At 59.5% G+C, this 21,895-nt stretch carries 21 protein-coding genes; 10 read left to right on the forward strand and 11 right to left on the reverse strand.

Annotated elements, in window-relative coordinates:
- Positions 1 to 763: 763 nt before the first annotated feature.
- Both ACQ4OE_RS17260 and lepB read left to right on the forward strand, forming a co-directional pair.
- Positions 764 to 1,126, forward strand: a complete 363-nt coding sequence (locus tag ACQ4OE_RS17260; protein ID WP_430947344.1) for a DUF6124 family protein — start codon at positions 764 to 766, stop codon at positions 1,124 to 1,126.
- Between the two features lie 181 nt (positions 1,127 to 1,307).
- Complete coding sequence (gene lepB / locus ACQ4OE_RS17265; protein ID WP_430947345.1) at positions 1,308 to 2,096, forward strand: signal peptidase I; 789 nt, start codon at positions 1,308 to 1,310, stop codon at positions 2,094 to 2,096.
- A 137-nt stretch (positions 2,097 to 2,233) separates the two neighbouring features.
- On the opposite strand, the gene ACQ4OE_RS17270 is transcribed toward lepB, so the two are convergent.
- The 4 genes from ACQ4OE_RS17270 to ACQ4OE_RS17285 all read right to left on the reverse strand — a co-directional run bounded on the left by ACQ4OE_RS17270 (position 2,234) and on the right by ACQ4OE_RS17285 (position 4,457).
- On the reverse strand, positions 2,234 to 2,470 hold the full coding sequence (locus tag ACQ4OE_RS17270) for a DUF7079 family protein (RefSeq protein ID WP_430947411.1): 237 nt from the start codon (positions 2,468 to 2,470) through the stop codon (positions 2,234 to 2,236).
- Entirely contained in the window at positions 2,467 to 3,036 is a 570-nt protein-coding gene (gene pseH / locus ACQ4OE_RS17275; protein ID WP_430947412.1) for a UDP-4-amino-4,6-dideoxy-N-acetyl-beta-L-altrosamine N-acetyltransferase, read from the reverse strand. The genes ACQ4OE_RS17270 and pseH overlap by 4 nt, the downstream gene beginning before the upstream one ends.
- A gap of 88 nt (positions 3,037 to 3,124) precedes the next feature.
- Positions 3,125 to 3,910, reverse strand: coding sequence for a transporter substrate-binding domain-containing protein (locus ACQ4OE_RS17280; RefSeq protein WP_430947346.1), 786 nt, complete (start codon positions 3,908 to 3,910; stop codon positions 3,125 to 3,127).
- A gap of 76 nt (positions 3,911 to 3,986) precedes the next feature.
- Positions 3,987 to 4,457, reverse strand: coding sequence for a hypothetical protein (locus ACQ4OE_RS17285; protein WP_283435810.1), 471 nt, complete (start codon positions 4,455 to 4,457; stop codon positions 3,987 to 3,989).
- Between the two features lie 166 nt (positions 4,458 to 4,623).
- Here ACQ4OE_RS17285 and ACQ4OE_RS17290 point away from each other — a divergent pair, with 166 nt between their 5' ends.
- Together ACQ4OE_RS17290 and ACQ4OE_RS17295 are read left to right on the forward strand one after the other, a co-directional pair.
- Positions 4,624 to 5,289 (forward strand): ribonuclease T2, encoded by a 666-nt coding sequence (locus ACQ4OE_RS17290; RefSeq protein WP_430947347.1) that lies wholly within the window; start codon positions 4,624 to 4,626, stop codon positions 5,287 to 5,289.
- Positions 5,290 to 5,552: 263 nt separating this feature from the next.
- The gene (locus tag ACQ4OE_RS17295) at positions 5,553 to 7,121 is read left to right on the forward strand and encodes a diguanylate cyclase (RefSeq protein ID WP_430947348.1); all 1,569 of its coding nucleotides are present in this window, start codon (positions 5,553 to 5,555) and stop codon (positions 7,119 to 7,121) included.
- Between the two features lie 161 nt (positions 7,122 to 7,282).
- On the opposite strand, the gene ACQ4OE_RS17300 is transcribed toward ACQ4OE_RS17295, so the two are convergent.
- Both ACQ4OE_RS17300 and ACQ4OE_RS17305 read right to left on the reverse strand, forming a co-directional pair.
- The gene (locus ACQ4OE_RS17300) at positions 7,283 to 7,606 is read right to left on the reverse strand and encodes a hypothetical protein (protein WP_122590541.1); all 324 of its coding nucleotides are present in this window, start codon (positions 7,604 to 7,606) and stop codon (positions 7,283 to 7,285) included.
- Positions 7,607 to 7,684: 78 nt separating this feature from the next.
- Positions 7,685 to 7,987 carry a hypothetical protein gene (locus tag ACQ4OE_RS17305; protein WP_430947349.1) on the reverse strand — a complete coding sequence of 101 codons (303 nt, stop codon included), beginning with the start codon at positions 7,985 to 7,987 and terminating at the stop codon, positions 7,685 to 7,687.
- A 208-nt stretch (positions 7,988 to 8,195) separates the two neighbouring features.
- On the opposite strand from ACQ4OE_RS17305, the gene ACQ4OE_RS17310 reads away from it, so the two are divergent.
- Positions 8,196 to 8,636 carry a carboxymuconolactone decarboxylase family protein gene (locus ACQ4OE_RS17310; RefSeq protein WP_158955820.1) on the forward strand — a complete coding sequence of 147 codons (441 nt, stop codon included), beginning with the start codon at positions 8,196 to 8,198 and terminating at the stop codon, positions 8,634 to 8,636.
- A 40-nt stretch (positions 8,637 to 8,676) separates the two neighbouring features.
- On the opposite strand, the gene ACQ4OE_RS17315 is transcribed toward ACQ4OE_RS17310, so the two are convergent.
- Positions 8,677 to 10,269, reverse strand: coding sequence for a DHA2 family efflux MFS transporter permease subunit (locus ACQ4OE_RS17315; RefSeq protein WP_430947350.1), 1,593 nt, complete (start codon positions 10,267 to 10,269; stop codon positions 8,677 to 8,679).
- Positions 10,266 to 11,384: an HlyD family secretion protein gene (locus ACQ4OE_RS17320; protein WP_430947351.1), complete on the reverse strand. Its 1,119-nt coding sequence runs from the start codon at positions 11,382 to 11,384 to the stop codon at positions 10,266 to 10,268. The genes ACQ4OE_RS17315 and ACQ4OE_RS17320 overlap by 4 nt, the downstream gene beginning before the upstream one ends.
- A gap of 348 nt (positions 11,385 to 11,732) precedes the next feature.
- Between ACQ4OE_RS17320 and ACQ4OE_RS17325 the strand changes: the two genes are divergently transcribed.
- The 4 genes from ACQ4OE_RS17325 (at position 11,733) to ACQ4OE_RS17340 (ending at position 16,363) form a co-directional block, all read left to right on the forward strand.
- The gene (locus ACQ4OE_RS17325; protein ID WP_430947352.1) at positions 11,733 to 12,113 is read left to right on the forward strand and encodes a hypothetical protein; all 381 of its coding nucleotides are present in this window, start codon (positions 11,733 to 11,735) and stop codon (positions 12,111 to 12,113) included.
- A gap of 209 nt (positions 12,114 to 12,322) precedes the next feature.
- Positions 12,323 to 12,814: a sigma-70 family RNA polymerase sigma factor gene (locus ACQ4OE_RS17330; protein ID WP_430947353.1), complete on the forward strand. Its 492-nt coding sequence runs from the start codon at positions 12,323 to 12,325 to the stop codon at positions 12,812 to 12,814.
- A gap of 40 nt (positions 12,815 to 12,854) precedes the next feature.
- Complete coding sequence (locus ACQ4OE_RS17335; RefSeq protein WP_430947354.1) at positions 12,855 to 13,838, forward strand: FecR family protein; 984 nt, start codon at positions 12,855 to 12,857, stop codon at positions 13,836 to 13,838.
- Between the two features lie 98 nt (positions 13,839 to 13,936).
- A complete protein-coding gene (locus ACQ4OE_RS17340) occupies positions 13,937 to 16,363 on the forward strand; it encodes a TonB-dependent siderophore receptor (protein ID WP_430947355.1) in 2,427 nt (808 codons plus the stop codon).
- A gap of 120 nt (positions 16,364 to 16,483) precedes the next feature.
- Here the strand turns inward: ACQ4OE_RS17340 and ACQ4OE_RS17345 are convergent, their stop codons facing one another.
- Positions 16,484 to 17,635, reverse strand: coding sequence for an MFS transporter (locus tag ACQ4OE_RS17345; protein ID WP_430947356.1), 1,152 nt, complete (start codon positions 17,633 to 17,635; stop codon positions 16,484 to 16,486).
- Positions 17,636 to 17,872: 237 nt separating this feature from the next.
- Between ACQ4OE_RS17345 and ACQ4OE_RS17350 the strand changes: the two genes are divergently transcribed.
- Positions 17,873 to 18,853, forward strand: a complete 981-nt coding sequence (locus ACQ4OE_RS17350) for a diaminopimelate epimerase (protein ID WP_430947357.1) — start codon at positions 17,873 to 17,875, stop codon at positions 18,851 to 18,853.
- Positions 18,854 to 19,115: 262 nt separating this feature from the next.
- Here the strand turns inward: ACQ4OE_RS17350 and codA are convergent, their stop codons facing one another.
- Both codA and codB read right to left on the reverse strand, forming a co-directional pair.
- Positions 19,116 to 20,363 (reverse strand): cytosine deaminase, encoded by a 1,248-nt coding sequence (codA, locus tag ACQ4OE_RS17355; protein WP_430947358.1) that lies wholly within the window; start codon positions 20,361 to 20,363, stop codon positions 19,116 to 19,118.
- A 15-nt stretch (positions 20,364 to 20,378) separates the two neighbouring features.
- Entirely contained in the window at positions 20,379 to 21,650 is a 1,272-nt protein-coding gene (codB, locus tag ACQ4OE_RS17360; protein WP_430947359.1) for a cytosine permease, read from the reverse strand.
- Positions 21,651 to 21,895: the final 245 nt, after the last annotated feature.

Here is a 21,895-nt window from a genome sequence, read left to right on the forward strand (position 1 = left end):
GAGGAGCCATGTTTCGAGTTGTAGCTCTCAGTTCGATAGAGGCATTGTGAGCGTTCAATCAGAAGGAAGCCTTGAACGTCTTGAATTTTTACAGCTCACTGATTTTCGGTCGTTTCGTGGGTCGCTGGAGTTGCTTGGGCATTTTTCAATCAATTCTCTAGTCAATGCCATTTTCATGGATTTTATGTAACTTATTGATTTTATTTGCTTTGTTATGGTTGGAAAAATCAGGGATGCCTCCCCCGAACCTAAATCTGAATTGTGTTTTGATGTGAGTGGGGGGCAGCCTGCGCTTCCGAAGCGATTCTGCAGCTCGCGCTCGCAGTATCTGATGCAATCTCGAAATTTTTAAAGACCTTGCAAACCCGAGAACTTGTAATTCAGTAAGACTATTTAAACGATAGTGCATTTGCTTGTTTAAGTGAATCCCATTGCGACCGCACAAACCCTACACCACCTTGCGCCTCTCCCTACACCTAAGACAGAATCCCCCGGCTTGTGCGTCTAGCCCGCAGGTTCTATCGTCCCCACATCACTGAAACCCAGTGATCGGGTTTGGTAGCCCGCTTCGTGTCTAGATGCATCGCATCACCTGATTCAGTCGCTTTCCCAGGACCTGGATTTCATGGTGGTCATGCGTGGGGCCCATTCGTGGGCGCCGGGTTCTAGTGCGACCGGTCTACCAACCCGCGTATGGCCGCCACCCATCGTTTGGTAGCGTGGGTGATGGCTCCTTTTAGTAATCGCGCTAGAGGTTCCATCTATGTTCAAAGTAACGCCCAACCCACCAGAAACCGATCCCGCATCCCCCTACGAATCCCTCAACTCCAAAAAACTCCACGAAGCCGCCGAACGCGCCCTCGATCACTACCTCCTTCCTGCCGACCGCATCATGTCCAGCGTCAACGAGCCCGAGCGCATGTACCTCGCCAATCCGAAGTACGACTCGGAATCCCTATTGGCCAACGCCAGTGAAACGCTGAGTTCCGCTTCGGAAATGCTCAACAACTTCGCCGCAGCACTCGACCCCGCGCACCGCAAAACTGCGCTGGGCATCGCGCAGGTGGTGATGTTGGGGGAGTTGGCGGTGAATCAGGCGTTGGATAACGTTGAGTTGAAGGCGTAAATCCTGACCTTTGTGGCGACGGCGGTCGGTCTGTCGCCATGAGGGGAAGGTGCTGAAATCACCCCAGTTGCCTACATGGACAGAATGATGGCTATTCAGTAGCATTTCGCGCGCGCCGCTTTTAAAAACGCCGCAATCCCACGGAAGCACTGATCGCTTTCAACATCGTCGATGAGAGTTTATGAATACTCGTAAAAATCCGCTGCAAGCGTTCGTGATGTCGTGCCTGGTGGCAGGCTGGGGTCTGGTTTATGTCGGTCGCGTTAAATGGGCGGTGCGCGTTGCGGCGCTGCTCTACGTCGGTGTGGTTTTGCTTGGCGTGTGCGGAGTCACGACGACGCCAATCGGTTTGTATGTCTTCGGCATTTTTATCGTCCTGGTCAAACTGGGATCGGCCACGGCGGCAGCGATGTTGGCGCGTAAAGAAGGTAGTTCGGTGGACAGTCCCAGCCGCCGTTTCCATGTGTTTTACGTGGTAACGCTGATCATCGTTTCGCTTGTTCTGCTGGGGCCGTTGAGAGGGCCGACTCTGGGGTTCAAGACTTACTTTATTCCGTCTGGCTCGATGGTTCCGACCCTCTCGATCGGGGACTATATCGTCACCAAAATGCGTATCGACGCGCCGCAGGTTGGCGACATTGTGGTGTATCGCTACAACGGTACGGAGGCGGTCAAACGTGTCGCCGCAGTGGGAGGCGATACGTTGTCGATCGTTGACGGTAAGGTCATTCGCAACGGTGAAAACATGGGGTTGTTCTTTGCGCCGCCAGAGCGTGTGAAGGATCCTCGTTATCAGCAAACGCCGCAGACGGTGATCGAGAAGGATCACGTGTATCTGCTCGGCGATAACCGCGATAGCAGCAACGACAGCCGCTTCATGGGGCAGGTCGCAGTTGAGGATATTGTCGGTAAGGTCACCGGAATCTGGTTTTCAGAAGATCGATCGAGGATTGGCACAGTCTTTCACTGATGAGTCCAATGCTAAAGGGCGAGTTGCGGTGGCTGGTGACCTGTCCTTGAGCGCAAGTCCAAGCGCCCATCAAAATGGTTTTAGGTATGGCCTGGAGGCTGCGGCGGTCACCAACTATTGGCTAGCGATGGGGGCGGTCACTTTCGATAATGCCTGGAGATCTCTTTCCAGATGTATTTGTATCGAAACGTCAGCCAACGGATCAGCAGTTTGTCTATCTGCCGCCGAAAGCGGCTGTTTTCCCGTGCTTTCAAAGTCTCTGCTATGTCTGCCTTCAACTGCTCCGAGTTGAACGCAGACCATATCATTGGAATCACGGTTTCCAGGTTCGTGTGGCAGACAGGTACGACCTCTTCGTAGAGGATTCGCTTTATCTCCTGAGCCGGACAGTGCTGCTCTCAAGTCGCGCAATAACGCTTTGCAACGCCGGGCGCCTGTTCAGCCATTCCTCTTTGGTAATCCCCAGTAAAACCACATCCACCCGAATCCCGTCCTTCTCCACGTTCTGCCGCCGAACGCCCTCAATCTCAAACCCAAACTTCTGATGCATCTTCACAACCGCTGCATTCATCGCCAGCACTTCACAATTCAGCTTCTCCAACCCCGCCACGCCAAACGCGTGATCCAGCATCCAGAATTCGACCACGCTGCCCAAGCCCTTTCCCTGCAACCCGACATCCAGATAAAACGCCCAGTCCGCGCTCTTGTGCAAAACGTTGATCGCATTCAACGAAACAACGCCGACCGCTTGCTCATCCTTGATCACTACGAACACTTGCTGGCGTGGGTTAGCCTGCAAAGAGGCGAGCCAGTTGGCGTGTTCCTGCTCGCTGATTTCATGCGAGGTGTACATGAATTTGCGCACGTCCGGCTGATTGCGCAGGGTGCGGACGTGGGCCTGGTGGGTGGGGCAGGCGTCGATGAGTGGCAGAAATTGCATGGTGATGTCCGTGTCTGGCGGTGGCGATGCTGAACCGGCGCTGTCGCTCAAGCATTACAGCTCCGGCATGTTGCATGACGATTGAGGATTACTGTGCGGCAGGTACGGCAATCCACTCGCTCAGGGTTTGCTGATACTTGCCTGTCTCCTTGCTCAGATGTAGCCACTGATCGACGTACAGTTTCCAGCTGATGTCATCGCGCGGCAGCAAGTAAGCCTTCTCGCCGTACTGCATGTATTGATGCGGATTGACCGCGCACAACCCCGGTTTGAGTTTCTGCTGATACAGCGCTTCCGAGGCGTCGGTGATCATCACGTCGGCGTTGTTGTCGAGCAGTTGCTGGAAGATCGTCACGTTGTCGTGCAGGGCCAGTTGCGCCTTGGGCAGGAAGGCGTGGACGAAGGCTTCGTTGGTGCCGCCGGCGGGTTCGACCAGGCGCACGTTCGGCTGGTTGATTTGCTCGACCGTCTGGTACTTGCTGACATCGGCGCAGCGCACCAGCGGGATCTTGCCGTCGGTGTCGAGGGTGTTGCTGAAGTAGGCTTTTTTCTGCCGTTCCAGCGTCACCGAAATACCGCCCATGCCGATGTCGCACTTACCGGCCTGCATGTCCGGCATCAGGGTTTTCCAGGTGGTTTGCACCCATTGCACTTTGACCCCGAGGCTGTCCGCCAGCGAGCGCGCCATGGCGATGTCGATGCCTTCGAAATCGCCGTCGGGGCGTTTGAAGGTGTAGGGCTTGTAGTCGCCGGTGGTGCAGACGCGCAATTGGCCTTGTTGCTGGATGCTGTCGAGGTGTGAGGTCTGTTCGGCGCCGTGCGCGTTCAAGCTCAGGGCGAACAAGGTACCGAGCACAATTGTGGTTTTTGTCATGTCTGTCGGGCTTCCATGGGATCGGAGCGAGAAGTTAACCACGTTCTCGACGCAGATCCCTATCGTCAGAGGCTGATTACAAGCCCAGGCCTTCCTGCACCGCCAGCAACAGATTATTTTCCGTCAGCGCAATGGCATCCAATTGCTGCCCGGTTTCAATCGACTGCATCCACCAATGGCTTTCACCGTGTTCGTCTACGGTCCTTAGCAAATAGGTGTCCGTGGCTGAAGGATTGATCTGCACCCGTCCGGCGCCATCTTCGGTGAACCGTGCGATGGGATCAAATGTCAGGCTTTGATGATTGGCTTCGATCACCAGTTGATCGATCGCGTAATCATGGCTTTCGCCATCGGGCGAGGTTTCGCAAACGTGGGTCGGGTTGCGGCGGATTTTCAGGCCGACTTCGGTGACCGGTTGCAGCCACGCCTCGATGCGGTGGTACAGGTCGTAGACCTGCGCTGGCCAGCAATCGATCTCCAGCGCCGCATCCGCGTGGGTGTGCCGGGTTTGCTTGAGTTTGGCGGCGAGTTCGTCTGCTTTACTCATTTCGGATCCCTGTTGTTTGATGTCTGCCTGTTAATCGTAGACCGTTCAACGGCGTGCGGCCTTGCCTTGCGTCATGCGCTTGCAACACAAGCGTGTCGAAATCAGCCCTGGCCAAGTGTGGCCAGGATCGAAAACCACGGACGCAGGCGTCCCAAGGAGCGGGTGGATGAAAAAGCTGTTTACAATTTTGGCAGTGATCGCGCTGACAGTCGGTAGCATCGGCATGAGTTCGGCGCGCCAGTCGCAGTCGAGCAAGGCCCAGGCGGAATCGGTGGCGGGGGTGTTCGATTACTACCTGCTGACGCTGTCATGGTCGCCGACGTTTTGTTTGACCCACAAGGCTGACGCGCAGTGTTCCGGCAAGGGTTACGGCTTCGTGCTGCATGGCCTGTGGCCGCAATATGCCAAGGGTGGCTGGCCGGAATCCTGCCCGCCGCTGACCACGCTGAACGCCGCGGAAACCAGCAAAGGCCTGACGCTGTTCCCGACCAAGAAACTGCTCGATCACGAATGGTCGAAACACGGCACCTGCAGCGGCCTCGGCGCGATGGGCTATCTGGATGAAGCCGATAAGGCCGTCGCTGCCGTGAAGATCCCGGAGCAACTGCAACCGTTCAGTTCCTCGTATTATTTCGAAGCTCAGGAAATCGCCGACCTGTTCCGCAAGGCCAACCCGGGCATCCCGGCTGACGGCATTGCGGTGATCTGCAGCGGCCCGGAGTTATCGGAAGTCCGCGTGTGCATGGGCAAGGATCTGCAGTTCGGCGCGTGCGGTAAAGGTGTGAAAACCCAGTGCCGGGCGGGTGATATTCGCGTGCCGCCTTCGCGGTGATGTGAGCGGCTTGTACGGAAAAAACAGGCGCCTTAGGAGGCGCCTGTTTTTTTGCCTGGGAAATCAACAAACCCCTCACAACTGACTAACCGCAAAGAGCAACTCGAAAATAAACCGGCGAACGGTGATCATCCAATCTCGTTGTGCGCCGATATACCTGGGCGGGAGGGCGTGGTTTGCCCCGTGCATCCCGGTGGGCTACGCTCACAAAACATAAGGGTTTACCCGCTGGCGCCCTTGTCGTACCTGCCCAGGACATGCTTTTGCCTATCCCCATTCACGATCCGCAACAGACCCCCGGCACGCTCAAGCGCTTGCCACTTCGCAAGGCGGCGGTGCTGTTTACCGTTGCGGTGTGTCTGTGCCTGTGCGGTTTGTTGTACCTGCAACTGGAGCAGTCGCGGCGTCAGGATCTGGCGGTGGCGCAGATGGCTTCGAGCAATCTGACCCGGGCGATGGCGCAGCAAGCCGAGGATACGTTTCTGGCGGCGGACCTGGTGATGAACAGCCTCGTTGACTGGATTCAGGAGGACGGTCACGGCGCCGCGCAGAAGACGCGTTTGCAGAAGACCTTCGCACGGCGGGTGCAGCAACTCGACCAGTTGCACGGCATGTTTTTCTTCGATCGTGACGGGCAGTGGGTGATTACTTCGTTCCCCGATCTGCCCCGTGGCAACGGCGTGGCCGACCGCGAGTATTTCAAGTTTCATCAGCAGAACGTTTCCACCCTGGCGCATATCGGCCCGGCGATTCGCAGCCGTGAGAATGGCGAGTGGATCATCCCGATCTCCAGGCGCGTGAACGATCAGGCCGGCAATTTCCAGGGCGTGCTGCTGGCCGGGATCAAGATGGCGTACTTCGATCAGTTCTTTAAAAGCTTCAGCCTCGATGACAACGGCATCATGTTCCTCGGTCTCACTGACGGCACCTTGCTTGCCCGCCGGCCATTCGATGAATCGCTGATTGGCAGCTCGCTGGCGAAGGGCGATATTTATAAGACGTTGCTGCCTAATGCCGCTGCCGGTACCGCCATGCTCGATTCGTTTGTCGACGGCGTCACGCGTTTGTATGGCTACCGGCAGTTGGCGTCGTATCCGCTGGTGGTTTCCGCCGCGACGTCGCGCGATACGATTCTCAAGGGTTGGTACGCGCGGGCGTTTCAGTCCAGCGTGATTGTCGCGTTGCTGGTTCTCGGCGTGGGTCTGTTTGGCTGGGTGTTCATTCATCAGGTCCGCGATGGCGAGCGCATCGAACGGAATCTGCGCAAGGCACAGCGCACGCTGGAGCAGATTGCGACGCACGACAGCCTGACCGGGCTGGCCAACAGGCGTTTGTTCGAGCGGTCGCTGGAAATCGAGTTTGCCCGCGGTGCGCGGCAGGTCAGCCCGGTGAGTCTGATCATGCTCGATATTGATTTTTTCAAACGCTACAACGATGCCTACGGGCATGTGGCGGGGGATCAATGTCTGGCGCAAGTTGCCCAAGTGTTGAAGGCCTGCTGTCAGCGCAAGTCGGATCTGGCGGTGCGGTATGGGGGAGAGGAGTTTGCCGTGTTGTTGCCGGACACCGACATCAATGGTGCGCTGGCGATCGCCGGGCAGATCCGTCGCAGCGTGATCGACAAACACATCACCCACAGCGGCTCGCCGACGGAATATCTCACCGTCAGCCTGGGCTGCTATTCGTTCATTCCGAACGGCAATGATGATCCGGAAGTGTTTATCCAGCGTGCCGATGCGGCGTTGTATCAGGCGAAGAATGCCGGGCGGAATCGTGCGGCGGTGTTGTCGCTGGAGAGTGGGTTGGCCGAGTTGATGCGCTCGGATCGCTGATCTTCAGTTCGCCACAAAAACTGTGGAAGCGAGCCTGCTCGCAAAGGCGTCATGTCAGCCACATACGGCACATCTGACAGAACGCTTTCGCGAGCAAGCTCGCTCCCACGGGGTGCTATGGCAGACCCGCCACCGGTTTATCTAGGGTGGCTCTTGTTCGTTCAGCCGCCCGTGCCACCGCCCGCACCGCCCGTTCCGCCGCCGGCCGCGCCCGTGCCACCGCCTGCACCCGAACCCGAACCGCTGGCGCCGCCATTGGTGCCAGTGCCGGTGTTGGTGCCCGTATTAGTGCCGGAGCCGGTACCGCCCGACGTGCTGCCGCCCGCCGGGGCGCCCGGGGTGTTGTTCGGTGGCATGGTCGTGCTGGTCGGGCCACCGGATTTGGTGCCGGTCGCATCGGCGCCGTCATTGGCGGCGAAGCTGGCGGCCGAGGCCGTGGCCAACAGGCCGGCCAGCAATAATGAGGTGAATTTGCGCGTCATCATGATCCGTCTCCAAAAAGGGGATATACCTGATGTTGGTCTGGCGCGCAGACGCCTTGGTGCCGGCCGGCTGACGAGCGGTCAGCGGCACGGTGTCGGGGCACAGGCGCAGGCTGGCGCCGATGTCGCACACGCCTGCGGACATTCGCAGCGCAGAAATACGCGTGCGGCGTCCGCAAGAGCCGCGCTCTTTTGCTCGCCGATGGCCGGGCGTTGAGGGGTTGTCCACTGTTGCCATTCCAGATGCTGCGCGGCGATGCCCAATGGGCCGACCATGAACAACAAGCCGAGACGGGTGAGGGTTTGTCGACGGTTGAGGCTGGTTTTACCCGCGCGGTAAACGCTGTGGACCGGCGAGTTCAAGGGCGAGTGCATGGCGGACATGGCGGGCGATACTCAAGGTGGGCATCCGTTGCCTGAGTGCAATTAAGAATTGATCGCATTCTAGTGGCACTGCTCCAGCGCTGGCAATTGTCCTGCGCAAATTTTTCTCGACGCCAGTGGCCTCCTGATCTTCCGGAATATTGGCTATTTGTCGAAGCGGGTCCCGGGACTAACGTAGCCACACATTCACTTGCTGCCCGGAGCCACCATGAAACCTCGTACCGATTTTTACACCGCTTCCCCTGACGCGCTGAAGGCGATGATCGCCCTGGAAACCGCGGTGTCGAAACTGCCGCTGGAAAAGACCCTGATCGAACTGGTCAAGTTGCGCGCCTCGCAAATCAATGGCTGTGCTTTCTGCATCGACATGCACACCACCGATGCGATCAAGGGCGGCGAAACCCCGCGTCGTCTGTTCGCCGTGACCGCCTGGCGTGAAGCGCCGTTCTTCAGCGACCGCGAACGTGCCGCGTTGCTGTGGACTGAATCGCTGACTCAACTGAGCCTGACTCACGCCCCGGACGAAGACTACGACGTCGTCGCTGCGCAGTTCTCGCCCAAGGAAATGGTCGACCTGACCGTGGCCATCAGCACCATCAACAGTTGGAATCGTCTGGCCGTCGGTTTCCGCAAAACCCCGCAAGCTTAAGCCACACCGCAACTCTCTTTTGGGAGGGCTGCACAAATGATCAATGCCCATCCGCACTCGGCGCGGCCGGTGGTTGCACCTTGCGCATCAAGGGCACCATCGCCGTGGCGATGACGAAGCACGCGCCGATCATCAGAAACGTGTCGCCATAGGTCTGGGTTTGCGCCTCGCGGTAGGTCAATAACCATAACTGGCGCAGGCTCGCGGTGACGCCGACGTCACCGCTCTGGCCCAAATTCGCCAGGTTGCCGCCGACCTGGGACAGCCACTGATTCATCGCCTCGTTGCTGCTGTTCAGATGCTCGGCCAACCGGGTGAAATGCAGGTTGGTGCGGTCATTCAGAATGGTCGCGCACGCGGCAATGCCAATCGCGCCACCGAGGTTGCGCATCAAGTTGAACAGGCCCGAAGCATGCTTCAAGCGTGCTGGCGCCAACCCTCCCAACGTCAGCGTCACGGCCGGCGGCACTGCCAGTTGCTGGGCAATCCCGCGTAATGCCTGCGGCAACATCAATTGCCCGGCGCCCCAATCGTGGGTGATCGGACTGAACTCCCACATTGACACCGCAAACAATCCCAGCCCGATCATCATGATCCAGCGCAGATCGACGCGATTCGCCAAAAAGGCATACAGCGGAATGGCCATGATCTGGAACACACCGGTGGAAAAAACCGCCAGACCAATGTCCAGCGCACTGTAGCCACGCACCCGTCCGAGAAATAACGGCGTCAGGTAAATCGTCGCGAACAGACCGATCCCGGTGACAAAGGAAAAGAAGCAGCCGAGGGCGAAATTGCGATCCTTCAGCGCGCGCAGATCGACGATCGGATTGGCCACGTGCAACGTGCGTCCAATGAAGGCCAAACCTGCCAGGCCACTGATCCACGCCGTGGTCAGAATCGTCTGGTCGCTGAACCAGTTCCAGCGCGGGCCTTCTTCGAGGGTGTATTCCAGGCAGCCGAGAAACAGCGCGAGAAAGACCATGCTCAGGTAGTCCGCGCCCTTGAGCAGCGACAGTTCCGGTTGGTCGATTTTCACCAGCATCGGTACCGCGACCGCGACAAAAATCCCCGGCACCAGGTTGATATAGAACAGCCAGTGCCACGACGAAATATCGGTGATCCAGCCGCCAATCACCGGCCCCATCGTCGGTGCCAGTGAAGCGACGGCGCCGATGGTCGCGGCGGCAATCACTCGTTGTTTGCCGGTGAAGAAAAAGAACGCGGTGGTGAACACCAGCGGAATCATCGAACCGCCGAGAAACCCTTGCAGCGCGCGAAAAGCAATCATGCTCTGGATATTCCAGGCCACGCCGCAGAGCAGGCTGGCGAGAGTGAAACCGACCGCCGAAGCGCAGAACAACCACCGCGTCGAGAACACCCGCGACAGCCAGCCCGATAAGGGAATCACGATGATCTCCGCGATCAGATAACTGGTCTGCACCCACGCCGTTTCGTCGGTGCCCGCAGACAGTCCGCCGCCAATATCGCGCAACGACGCCGAGACGATCTGGATGTCCAACAGCGCAATGAACATGCCGACGCACATGGTGGCGAAGGCGAACACCTTGGTCGCGGTGGCCATGTCCGCCGCGTTGAACGGTTGTGCAGGGGCGGCGAGGGTGGCGCTCATGGCGCGACGGCCACGGCGGAAGATTCAGGCTGGACGCGGGTGTCGACTTCTGCCGTCACTGAGAGGCCCGGACGCAGATGGCCGAGCACGCCGTCGGCCGGATCGAGGAGGATGCGCACCGGCACCCGCTGGACGATTTTGGTGAAGTTGCCGGTAGCGTTTTCCGGCGGCAGTACGCTGAATTGCGAACCGGTGGCGGGAGCGAGGCTGTCGAGGCGGCCATGGAATTCCTGCCCGGAAAGCACATCGGCGCGGATGCTGACCCGTTGCCCGGGTTTCATCCGAGCCAGCTGGTCTTCCTTGAAATTGGCATCGACCCACAAGCCACTCGCCGGCACCACCGACAATTGTTGCGAACCGGCCTGCGCATAGGCACCGACCCGCGCGCGGCGGTTGCCGATGACCCCGTCGACCGGTGCGCGGAGTTCGGTGTAGCCGACGTTCAACCGCGCCAGATCACGTTCCGCGATGGCTTGCTGAAGGGCGGCGCGGGCTTGTTGTTTCTGCGTTTCGATCACCGCCAGCTGCCGTTGCGCGGCGAGCAATTCGGCCTGGGCGCGGGCGCTGAGCGCTTGCGCAGTTTTGAAAGTGGCGTCGGCGCGTTGCGCACTTTCCACCGACACGGCGTTGGTCGTCACCAGACGTTTATAGCGTGCGTTGTCATCCCGCGAACGCGCGGTTTCCGCAGCGGCGGTATCGATGCCGGCGCGGGCCTGACCGATCACCGCTTGCTGCAGTTGTTCGGTGGCGTCGAGGTTGGCCAGCAAGGCTTGTTCCGCCGCCACCGCGCCTTCGGCCTTGGCCAGATTGGCGCGGTAGTCGCGGGCGTCGAGACGGATCAACACGTCCCCGGCCTTCACGTGCTGGTTGTCGCTGACCAGCACCTCATCGATGTAACCGGCGACTTTCGGCCCGATCACCGTCACGTCGCCACCGATATAGGCATCGTCGGTTTCTTCGAGAAAACGTCCGGTGCCCCACCAATGCACCACGTACAGCGCGATGAACACCAGCGCGATCAATCCGGCACCGAGCATCAACAGACGTTTGCGCAGCGGCGCTTTGCGCTGGGTCGGCACCGCGAGATCGGGTTCGAGGGTGGGCATGCTGGTCATCGCGTCATTCCTGCGGAAATGGATCGTTATTACGGACGTAATATGACGCGAGTAATATTTTGTGGCAATTCCTTTTTGCCGCCGATCGTCAGATGGCGGCGGTTAGAACGCTTCGTTAATCGACATCTGATATGCCAGTCATAGTCCTTGCCGCTTTTGTTCCTTTTAACTTTCTCGACAACAGCTCAACGACAGGGCTTATAAAGCGTCGAATTTATAACTAAAGGTTCTAACTGAACTGTCAGATCTGACAGTGTGGTCATTACTGGGCGGAGTGATGATTGGGTAGCGTTCGACTTCGATGAGCCAGACGCCTTCTATGAGTCCTTTATGTCAGGAGTTGCAAACATGAGTGATGTGACATTTCCAGGCGCAATCAACGGCGTTATCAGTTGCCGTTCTCAGCCAATGAATGGAGTAAAAGTCAGAGTTGGCCCGTTACCAGAGACGCAAATAGGCGCGATATTGCAGCTTTCCTGGCAGGGATACAGCGACCGCAATGGCCAGACTCCAATTCCGGGCACCTCCACGTCGCTGAATCACCTCTTGACTCAGGACGACATCGATAAAGGTCTCGATAAAACCATTGGCGATTGGCTTGAGCATATCAAACCGATAAAAGTTGGCTCGGCCCGTGCTAGTTATACGATCAACGGCGCCGGGGGTAAAACAGCCCTGATCGACGTTATTTTGTTGAATACCTCCAACGAATCCTGTGACGAGGCCTGAGAAACTCTGCTGACTGCCGTCTATGTGCCCGGCCATTTCCGAGGCACATAGAGGGTTGCCAGTGCCCAGCGGTCATTATTTTCTTTGAAAATATTGCACAACGACTGAAGCACGCTCTACGCCGGGTATCAGTCGAGGAATCCGTTGCCTCCCCTTAATAGTAACCATTACTATTCACGCCCATTCCTCAGCACACCACCCATACCCCCATGCGTCCCCGCAGACCCGGCTTTTTCGAGCATTACGAAGAGTTGATCGGCACCTGGACTCGGCGTCTGCGCAATCGCGCGCAGGCCGAGGATCTGGCGCACGACACCTTTGTGCGGGTGCTTGAGTCGGATTCGGCGGCGGTGCACCAGCCTCGGGCGTATTTGCATCAGACCGCGCGCAACATCGCGGTCGATGGCTATCGGCGCGAGGATCGGCGGGGCGCCATGGAGTCGCAGGCAATCGATCACGGTGAGTCGTCGTCCGGCGACCCGGAGCATTATATGCATGCGATCCAGTTGGCCGATTCCATCGAACGGGCGCTCGCCGAGTTGCCGGTCAATTGCCGAAAGATCTTCGTCTGGCAGAAGATCGAGGGCCTGACCCAGGCGGAAATCGCCGAACGCCTGGGGTTGTCCAAGAACATGGTCGAAAAGTATATGATCCGCACCCTGCGGCATCTGCGTGATCGCCTCGATGGGCTGCAGTCATGAGCGGCCGCAGCTTTTCATCCCCAGCCAAACAGGACATTCCATGATGGATACTCGTGATTGCGCGTGCGGGCAAACAACGGTGCGCGATGACGCGGCTCGCTGGTTTGTGCGTTTGCAGGAGCCGGCGGTCAGTGCCGACGAGCAGCAGCGCTTTGACGCCTGGCTGATTGAACATCCGCAGCACCGTGACGAATTCCAGTTGCTGCAAGGCTTGTGGTCGGCGGCGGATTTGCTGCCGGCGCCGCGCCTTAAGGCCCTTGTTGAAACCCCGCCAACTCGCCACCAACGTCGTCCGTTGCTGCGTTATGCCGTAGCTGCCAGTGTGCTGGCGGTGGCGCTCGGCCTCGGTCTGTTCAGCGGTCTGAATCATCCGGGCGGTTACAGTGCCGAGTTCACCACTGCGCTGGGCGAGCGCAAGCATGTGGCATTGCCGGACGGTTCGGTAATCGATTTAAACAGTCGCAGCCGCTTGCAGGTGCGTTATGAACAGGATCGGCGGCTCATCGAATTGAGCGAGGGCGAGGCGATGTTCAGCGTTCAGCACGACACCTCGCGACCGTTCGTGGTCGAGGCCGGCAGCGGCAAAGTCACCGTCACCGGAACCCGTTTCGATGTGCGCCGCGACGTCACGCAGACTCGCGTGGCGGTGGAGCAGGGCACGGTGAAAGTGCAGGGCCGTGATGCGCCGGACAATCAATTCATCAGCCTGACCGCAGGCCTCGGTAGCTATGTCGATGCCCAAGGCAAAGTTGCCGCAGCGTATGCGGTGAATCCCGCAGAACTCACCGCTTGGCGTAGCGGCAAACTGGTGTTCAACAACGCCAGCCTCAGCGAAGTCGCGGCAGAAGTGTCGCGTTATCGCGAAAAACCGCTGACGATCAGCAACCCCGCCGTAGCCGGTTTGCGCCTGACCAGCGTGTTCAAATCCGACAACACCGAAGCCTTGCTCAAAGCCTTGCCGAGCATCCTGCCGGTGGCCGTGCGTACACACACGGACGGCAGTCAGGAAATTATTTCAAAATAAAATTCAGGTTTTTTTCGAGTTCATCGTCTTCCTGTTCAACTGCAACTGGTTTGCATTAACAGCCGCACACTCTTGCGATCCACAGGACTACGTTCGACGTGAAAACCACCCCTGCCAATAACAAAAAATCCCCTTGGTTGCCGCTGGCCCTCGCGCTGGCGGTCAACGCCGCGATGCCGCTGGCGTTTGCCGGCGAAGCCATTCATATCCGCGCACAACCGCTGGGTCAGGCCCTGAGCGAGCTGGGCCAGCAGACTTCCCTTCAGGTGTTTTTCAGCCCCGATCTGGTCGCCGGCAAACAGGCCCCGGCCGTCGATGGCGACATCTCGCCGGAGCAGGCATTGCGTGAGTTGCTGCAAGGCAGCGGTCTGGATTATCAGATCAACGAAGGTTCGGTGACTCTGTCGCCCGCTGCGACTTCTGCCGCCAGTAATGGCCCGCTGGAACTGGGCGTCACCGACATCAAAGTGGTCGGCGACTGGCTCGGTGATGCCAACGCTGCCGTGGTACAAAACCACCCCGGCGCACGCACGGTGATTCGCCGCGAAGCGATGGTCGAGCAGGGCGCAATGAACGTCAGCGACGTGCTCAAGCGTGTGCCCGGCGTGCAGGTGCAGGACAACAACGGCACCGGCGGCAGCGATATTTCCCTCAACGTCGGCGTGCGCGGTCTGACTTCGCGCCTGTCGCCGCGCTCCACCGTGTTGATCGATGGCGTGCCTGCAGCATTCGCGCCGTACGGCCAACCGCAATTGTCGATGGCGCCGATTTCTTCTGGCAACCTCGACAGCATCGACGTCGTGCGTGGTGCCGGTTCCGTGCGCTATGGGCCGCAGAACGTCGGTGGTGTAATCAACTTCGTCACCCGCGCGATTCCGGAAAAAACCACCGGTGAAATCGGCACGACGCTGGAAACCACCCAGTACGGCGGCTGGAAGCACATCGACACCGCGTTCCTCGGTGGCACCGCCGATAACGGCATGGGCGTGGCGTTGTTGTACTCGGGCGTCAACGGCAACGGCTACCGCGAGCGCAACAACGGCAATGACATCGACGACGTGCTGCTCAAGACCCACTGGGCGCCGACCGATCAGGATGATTTCAGCCTCAATTTCCACTATTACGACGCCAGCGCCGACATGCCCGGCGGCCTGACGCAAAAGCAGTACGACGACAAACCGTACGACTCGGTACGCGACTACGACCAGTTCAGCGGCCGGCGCAAAGACGTGTCGTTCAAGTGGATCCGGCAGATCGATGAGCGCACCCAGGCCGAAGTGCTGACCTACTACACCGACAGCTTTCGTGGCAGCACCATCGCCGCGCGCGACCAGAAAACCCTCAGCTCGTACCCGCGCTCCTATTACACCCTCGGCGTCGAGCCGCGTGTGTCGCGGGTCTTCGATGTCGGCCCGACCACGCAGGAAGTCAGCGTCGGTTATCGCTACCTGAAAGAAGCGATGCACGAACAGTCGAGCCGTCTGGCGCTGGTCAATAACCAGCCTGTCGTAACGCCGACGTCTGATGGCCACGTGTTCCAGGATCGCACCGGCGGCACCGAGGCCAACTCGGTCTACGTCGACAACAAGATCGACGTCGGCAACTGGACGATCACCCCGGGCATTCGCTTCGAACACATCAGCACCGACTGGCATGATCGCGCCGTGCTCGACACCGCCGGCAAACGCGTGCCGGAGAAAAACCGCAGCATCGAAAGCAACGAACCGCTGCCGGCGCTGAGCGTGATGTATCACCTGTCGGATGCGTGGAAGCTGTTCGCCAACTACGAAACCTCGTTTGGCAGCCTGCAGTATTTTCAGCTGGGGCAGGGCGGCTCGGGTGATCAGACTGCCAACGGGCTGGAGCCGGAAAAGGCCAAGACTTACGAAATCGGTACGCGCTACAACGATGATGTTTGGGGCGGGGAAGTGACGCTGTTCTACATCGACTTCGATGACGAACTGCAATACATCAGCAACGACGTCGGCTGGACCAACCTCGGCGCGACCAAGCACCAAGGCATCGAAGCGTCGGTGCATTACGACATGGCCGCGCTCGATCCGCGCCTCGACGGTCTGACTGCCAACGCCGGTTTCACTTACACCCGCGCCACGTATGAGGGTGAGATTCCGGGCTTCAAGGGCCGCGATCTGCCGTTCTATTCGCGCCAGGTGGCAACGGTTGGTTTGCGTTACGACATCAACCGCTGGACCTACAACATCGACGGTTTCGCCCAATCGAAACAACGCTCGCCGGGTACCGGTGTGAACGCCGATGGCAGCTTCAACGGCAACTACATCACTGAGGGCACGGCGGACGGGCAGTACGGCGACATCCCGGGTTACGTGACCTGGAACGTGCGTGGTGGCTATGACTTCGGGCCGCAGGTGTCGAATTTGAAGTTGGGCGCGGGGGTGAAGAATATCTTCGACAAGCAGTACTTCACCCGTTCCAGCGACAACAATTCGGGGATGTATGTGGGCGCGCCAAGGACGTTCTTTGTGCAGGCCAGCGTCGGTTTTTAAAACGTAAGATAACTGATCGTTCCCTCGCTCTGCGTGGGAACGCAGCCCGGGACGCTCTGCGTCCCAAAGCGGACGCGGAGCGTCTATTGAGGCATTCCCACGCAGAGCGTGGGAACGATCTCACACCTTCAAGACTTTCCCGCCAATGGCCACAGCCACCAACAGCACCGCCATCAGCCCAAAGGCAAAACTCAAACTGCTGGCGTGCGCGACAAAACCGATCACCGCCGGCCCCGCCAGAATCCCCGCATAACCCAGCGTGGTAATCGCCGGCACCGCGATGCTTTCCGGCATCACCGTCTGCTTGCCCACCGCTGTGTACAGCACCGGCACGATGTTCGAGCAGCCGGCGCCGACGAGTGCGTAACCCACCAGTGCCGCTTCCCAGCTCGGCGCGAATGTGGCCAGAAATAATCCCGCTGCCGCCAACAGACCGCCAAACAAAATGATCCGGGTGGCACCGACAATCCGCACAATCCGGTCACCCATCAAACGCCCCGCCGTCATGGTCAACGCAAACGCCGCATAACCCAGACCCGCGTACGCCGTGTCGATCCCGCGCTCCTGGGCCAGAAACACTGCGCTCCAGTCCAGTGCCGCGCCTTCGGTGAGAAAGACGATGAAGCACATCCCACCGATAAACAGCACGATGCCGTGAGGAATCGCGAATGCCGGGCCCGAGCTTTCACTGCCGTACGGCAACATGTGCGGCACGCATTTGACCAGCGCCGCGATCAACACCCCGACCACCACCAGCATTGCCGCCAGCGGCGTCAAACCCAGGCCGAGCAAGGCACTGACGCCCGCCGCGCCGACAATCCCGCCGAGGCTGAACAAACCATGAAAGCCCGACATCATGTTCTTGCCGCTGGCGCGCTCGACGATCACCGCTTGCAGGTTCACCGTCGAATCCACCGTGCCGAGCCCGGCGCCGAACATGAACAAGGTGGCGATCAGCGCCGGAATCGACGACACCGTGGCCAGCAATGGCAATGCTGCGCAGATCAGCAGCGTGCCGCCAGTTGCAACGCGTCGGCAGCCGAAGCGCGTGGCCAGAATCCCCGCCAATGGCATCGCCAGAATCGAACCGACACCGAGGCACAGCAGCAATAAACCGAGCGTGCCTTCATCCAGCCCGGCGCGCGCCTTGGCGTACGGCACCAAGGGCGCCCACGCGGCAATGCCGAGCCCGGCGATGAAAAAGGCGATGCGCGTGGACATCTGTTGCAGGCGTCCGGGGACGAAGGTGGCTTGGGCGTTGAGGCTGGTCATATCGATCCTTGGCAAAAAACTTCGCGTCCCCGAAGGACAGTGATTCAGCGATGAGGTTCGATCGCTGGTCATTCGAGAAAGTACAGACTGCATCGTACCCTGTAGGAGTGAGCCTGCTCGCGATAGCGTAGTGTCAGTCGATATTTTTTGTCTGACACACCGCTATCGCGAGCAGGCTCACTCCTACATTGGATTGCGGTTTACAGTGGGTTTCTTCTGCAACAGGGATAAAGGGTGATGACACAGTTCTACGATGCACGGGGCAATATCTACGGCGTGGTTTCGCCCCAGGCACTGCGTCAGGCGGGCATCGACTTACCCGCCAGCGCCGCGCAGTGCGCCTCGTCCCGCCAGTCGTGGAGCAACGCGGCGATCAGCCTCTGCTGCGACTGGCCCGAAGACCAGCGCCCAGCGAACAGCAAATCCCACCGCAGCGACGGCTTGCTGATCGGCCCGTTCCAGTCCTCGCCGCCGTTCGATGTGCTGATCGTCAACACCGACGGCTCCCTCGCCGAACGCAGTGGCAATGGCTTGACGATTTTCTCCCAGGCGCTGACCGAGCAAGGCTTGATGCCTCAGGACGGCGCGTTGCTGCGCGTGCATCACGACAAGGGCAGCGCCGTGGAAACGTCGGTGAAACCAGCCGACGTCGAAGGCGTTCAGGGCTTCTGGCTCGACCTCGGCCAACCCGGTTTCGGGCCGCGCGCAGTGGCCGCGCAGAACGTGGGAAGCGTCGACTTCAACGGGCGCGACGTGAGTCAGGTCAAGCCACTGGTGACACTCGATCCGGCGTGGTCACACAGCCAGTTTGTACGCATCGGCAATCCGCATTGCGTGACGCTGTTGGGTGATCATGCAGCGTTGCCGAGCAATGAACAGATGCGCGAATCGCCCCTGCACGAAGGCCTGACCCAAATTGCCTATGCCATGCCGACCGGCGCTGGAGAACCCTGCCCGGCGGGCGTCAATCTGCAATGGGCGGTGCGGGAATCTGCACAGCGAATCGTCGCCCGGGTCTTCGAACGAGGTGAAGGGCCGACCGCATCATCCGGCACCAGCGCCAGTGCGGTGGCCAGCGCGGCCTGGCGGGTGGGCTGGGTGGCGGCGGGGGAGGTGCAGGTGGTCATGCCCGGTGGCACCGCGCCGATTTTGCTCGAAGAAGCGGAAGGAGAATTAGTGCGGGTCAGACTGTTCGGCACGGCGCGGTTGATGAACTGAATTCAAAACCGCCATCGCTGGCAAGCCAGGCTCCCACAGGGTTGTGTGCTGAATACAAATACCATTCAAATACATAACCCTGTGGGAGCGAGCCTGCTCGCGAAAGCGGTATATCAGTCACATGGATGTTGAATCTGTCGGCCTCTTCGCGAGCAGGCTCGCTCCCACATTGGATTCAGGTGGGCACGAATAATGCGTTCACACAAAAAACCTGTGGGAACCTGGCTTGCCAGCGATGAGGCCCTCAGCTCCAACAACCCTCTCAGATCAGTTGCGGACTGAACTCCACCACCGGCATCTGCCGCTTCATCAACACCTTGCCGCCGCGTATCGAATACAACGGCAGGCCCTGACTGCGGATCACCTCGTAATCACTGTCCGCCGACAGAATCAGCAGGTTCGCCGGGCGTCCCTGTTCCAGACCGTAACGCTCGCCCAAGTGCATGGCTTTGGCGCTGTTGTCGGTCACTAGATCCAGCGCACTTTGCAGGTTGCGATAGCCGAGCATGTGGCAGATGTGCAGCCCGGCTTCGAGCACGCGCAGGATGTTGCCGTTACCCAGCGGATACCACGGATCGACGATGGAGTCCTGACCGAAACACACGTTCATCCCGGCTTCGAGCAACTCGTTGACGCGCGTTACACCACGGCGTTTCGGGAAGTTGTCGAAGCGTCCTTGCAGGTGGATGCTTTCGGTTGGGCAGGAGACAAAACTGATCCCGGAATGCCCGAGCAGGCGGAACAGTTTGGCGCAGTAAGCGTTGTCGTACGAACCCATCGCCGTGGTGTGGCTGGCGGTGACGAGGGCGCCCATGTCGCGGCTGCGTGCTTCCTCGGCGAGTACTTCGAGGAAGCGTGAGTGTGGGTCGTCGGTTTCGTCGCAATGCACATCGACCAGGCAACCGGTGCGCTCGGCCAGGTCCATCAGAAACTTCACCGAACTGACGCCCTGATCGCGGGTGTATTCGAAATGCGGAATGCCGCCGACCACGTCGGCGCCCATGCGGATCGACTCTTCCATCAGCTCACGACCGTTGCGAAACGACTCGATGCCTTCCTGCGGGAACGCGACGATTTGCAGATCGATCAGGTGACGGCTTTCCTCGCGCACTTCGAGCATGGCTTTGAGCGCGGTGAGTTGCGGGTCGGTGACGTCGACGTGGGTGCGCACGTGCTGAATGCCGTGGGCCGCCAGGGTCTGAATGGTTTTCTTCGCGCGGGTCTTGGTGTCTTCTTCGGTGATGGTGACCTTGCGCTCGCCCCAGCACTCGATGCCTTCGAACAGCGTGCCGCTCATGTTCCAGCGCGGCTCACCGGCGGTGAGGGTGGCGTCGAGGTGAATGTGCGGCTCGACGAAGGGTGGCACCACCAGATTGCCGCCGGCGTCGAGGTCGTTCGGGCCCAGCGTCGGGGCTTCGGTCTGGCGGGCGATGCTGCGGATCAGCCCGTCTTCAAGGTGCAATTCGTGCAAACCTTCCTGGTTGCGCAGTCGAGCGTTGATGATGTGCATCAGGCGAATCCTTTTTTATAAGTCTTGTAGTGGCGCGGTCGCGCGGCGAGCGCCGAGCACGCCGGTGACGATGACATACGTTAGCGCGGCAGCGGCAATCCCTACCAGCGGCGCGACCCACGGCGAATTGAACGCGGCGACGGTACCAACCGCGTAAGCGCCGAGGCCCGGCCAGTTGAACGCCGGCAACCGTGCGTCGGCGAGGCGCGGATAGTGCCCGCGCCAGCGGTAGAAAAAGTCCGCCATGATCACCCCGCCAATCGGCGGAATCACCGTGCCGAGCAAAATCAGGTACGGCACCAGCATGTCGTACATGCCGAGCAAAGCGAGCAGGGTGCCGATCACTGCACCGGCGAGGGTGACGGTCTTGCGCCGTCCGGTGCGCAGCAGATTGCAACCGGCGACGGCGAAGTTGTAAATGGTGTTGTCCTGAGTGCTCCAGATGTTCAGCAACAGCATGGCCATCGCGGCCATGGCGAAACCTTGCAACAGCAGCACTTCAACCACGTCCGGCTGTTGATAGACGATGGCGCCGTACGCGCCGATCAGCACCATCAGACCATTGCCTATGAAGAAACCGATCAGGCTGGCCAGCACCGCGACCCGCGCCGAGCGCGAGAAACGCGTCCAGTTGGTCGCTTGCGTCGCGCCGCTGACGAAGGTGCCGAACACCAGCGTAATGGCCGTCGACCAATCCAGCGAACCGCTTGGCACGACGCTGAGCAAGCCTTCGAAACCGCCGACTTTCACCGTGGCCACCCACATCGACAGCATCAGCAGCAACATCATTGCCGGCACCGCGATGTACGACAGAATCTCCAGCCCGCGATAGCCGACATACGCGGTGGCGCAGAACACCAGACCGAACAGCACCATCAAACCGAGCACCGTGCTCTGATCCAGTCCGAAGTATTTGCCGAGCACCACCGCAGCCGTCGCAGTGCCCCAGGCGTACCAGCCGATCTGGGTGAAACCAAGAATCAGGTCGCTGAGCTTGCTGCCGACTTCGCCGAAGCAGAAGCGCCCCATCAACACCGAGTTGAGGCCGCTCTTGAAAGCGATGTACCCCAGACCCGCCGCGTACAGGCCGAGCAGCAGGTTGCCGACGACGATCACCGCCATCATCTCGCCGAAACTGAAGGCCACGCCGAGCTTGCCGCCGGCAAACATGGTCGCGGTAAAAAACGTGAAGCCCAGTAACACCATCGCCGTGGAGGCCAGGCCTTTGCGCGCGTGCATCGGTACTTCGCTGAGGGGGTAATCGTTACCGGGGGCGTGCTGCGTCATGGGGCGGTCCTTGCTGGAGAGGAATAGACACGGGAAAGGGCTGCAGCGGTCGTGCCAAATGCCGGGGGGCGCGGGCTATGTATAGACGAGTCGCGCGGATCGGCGCGAAAGCGGTGCAATTGAATGCAATTGAGCCCCATGTAGGGGCAAGTCGATAAACGAGCTATTAGTTGGACAGGAAGTGTCGGCAATTAGAGGTTTCGCATTCCTGTTCAATTGTTTTGAATGTCGTTCATCTTGTTTCT

This window comes from Pseudomonas sp. WC2 (assembly GCF_050586545.1).
Classification (GTDB): Bacteria; Pseudomonadota; Gammaproteobacteria; order Pseudomonadales; family Pseudomonadaceae; genus Aquipseudomonas.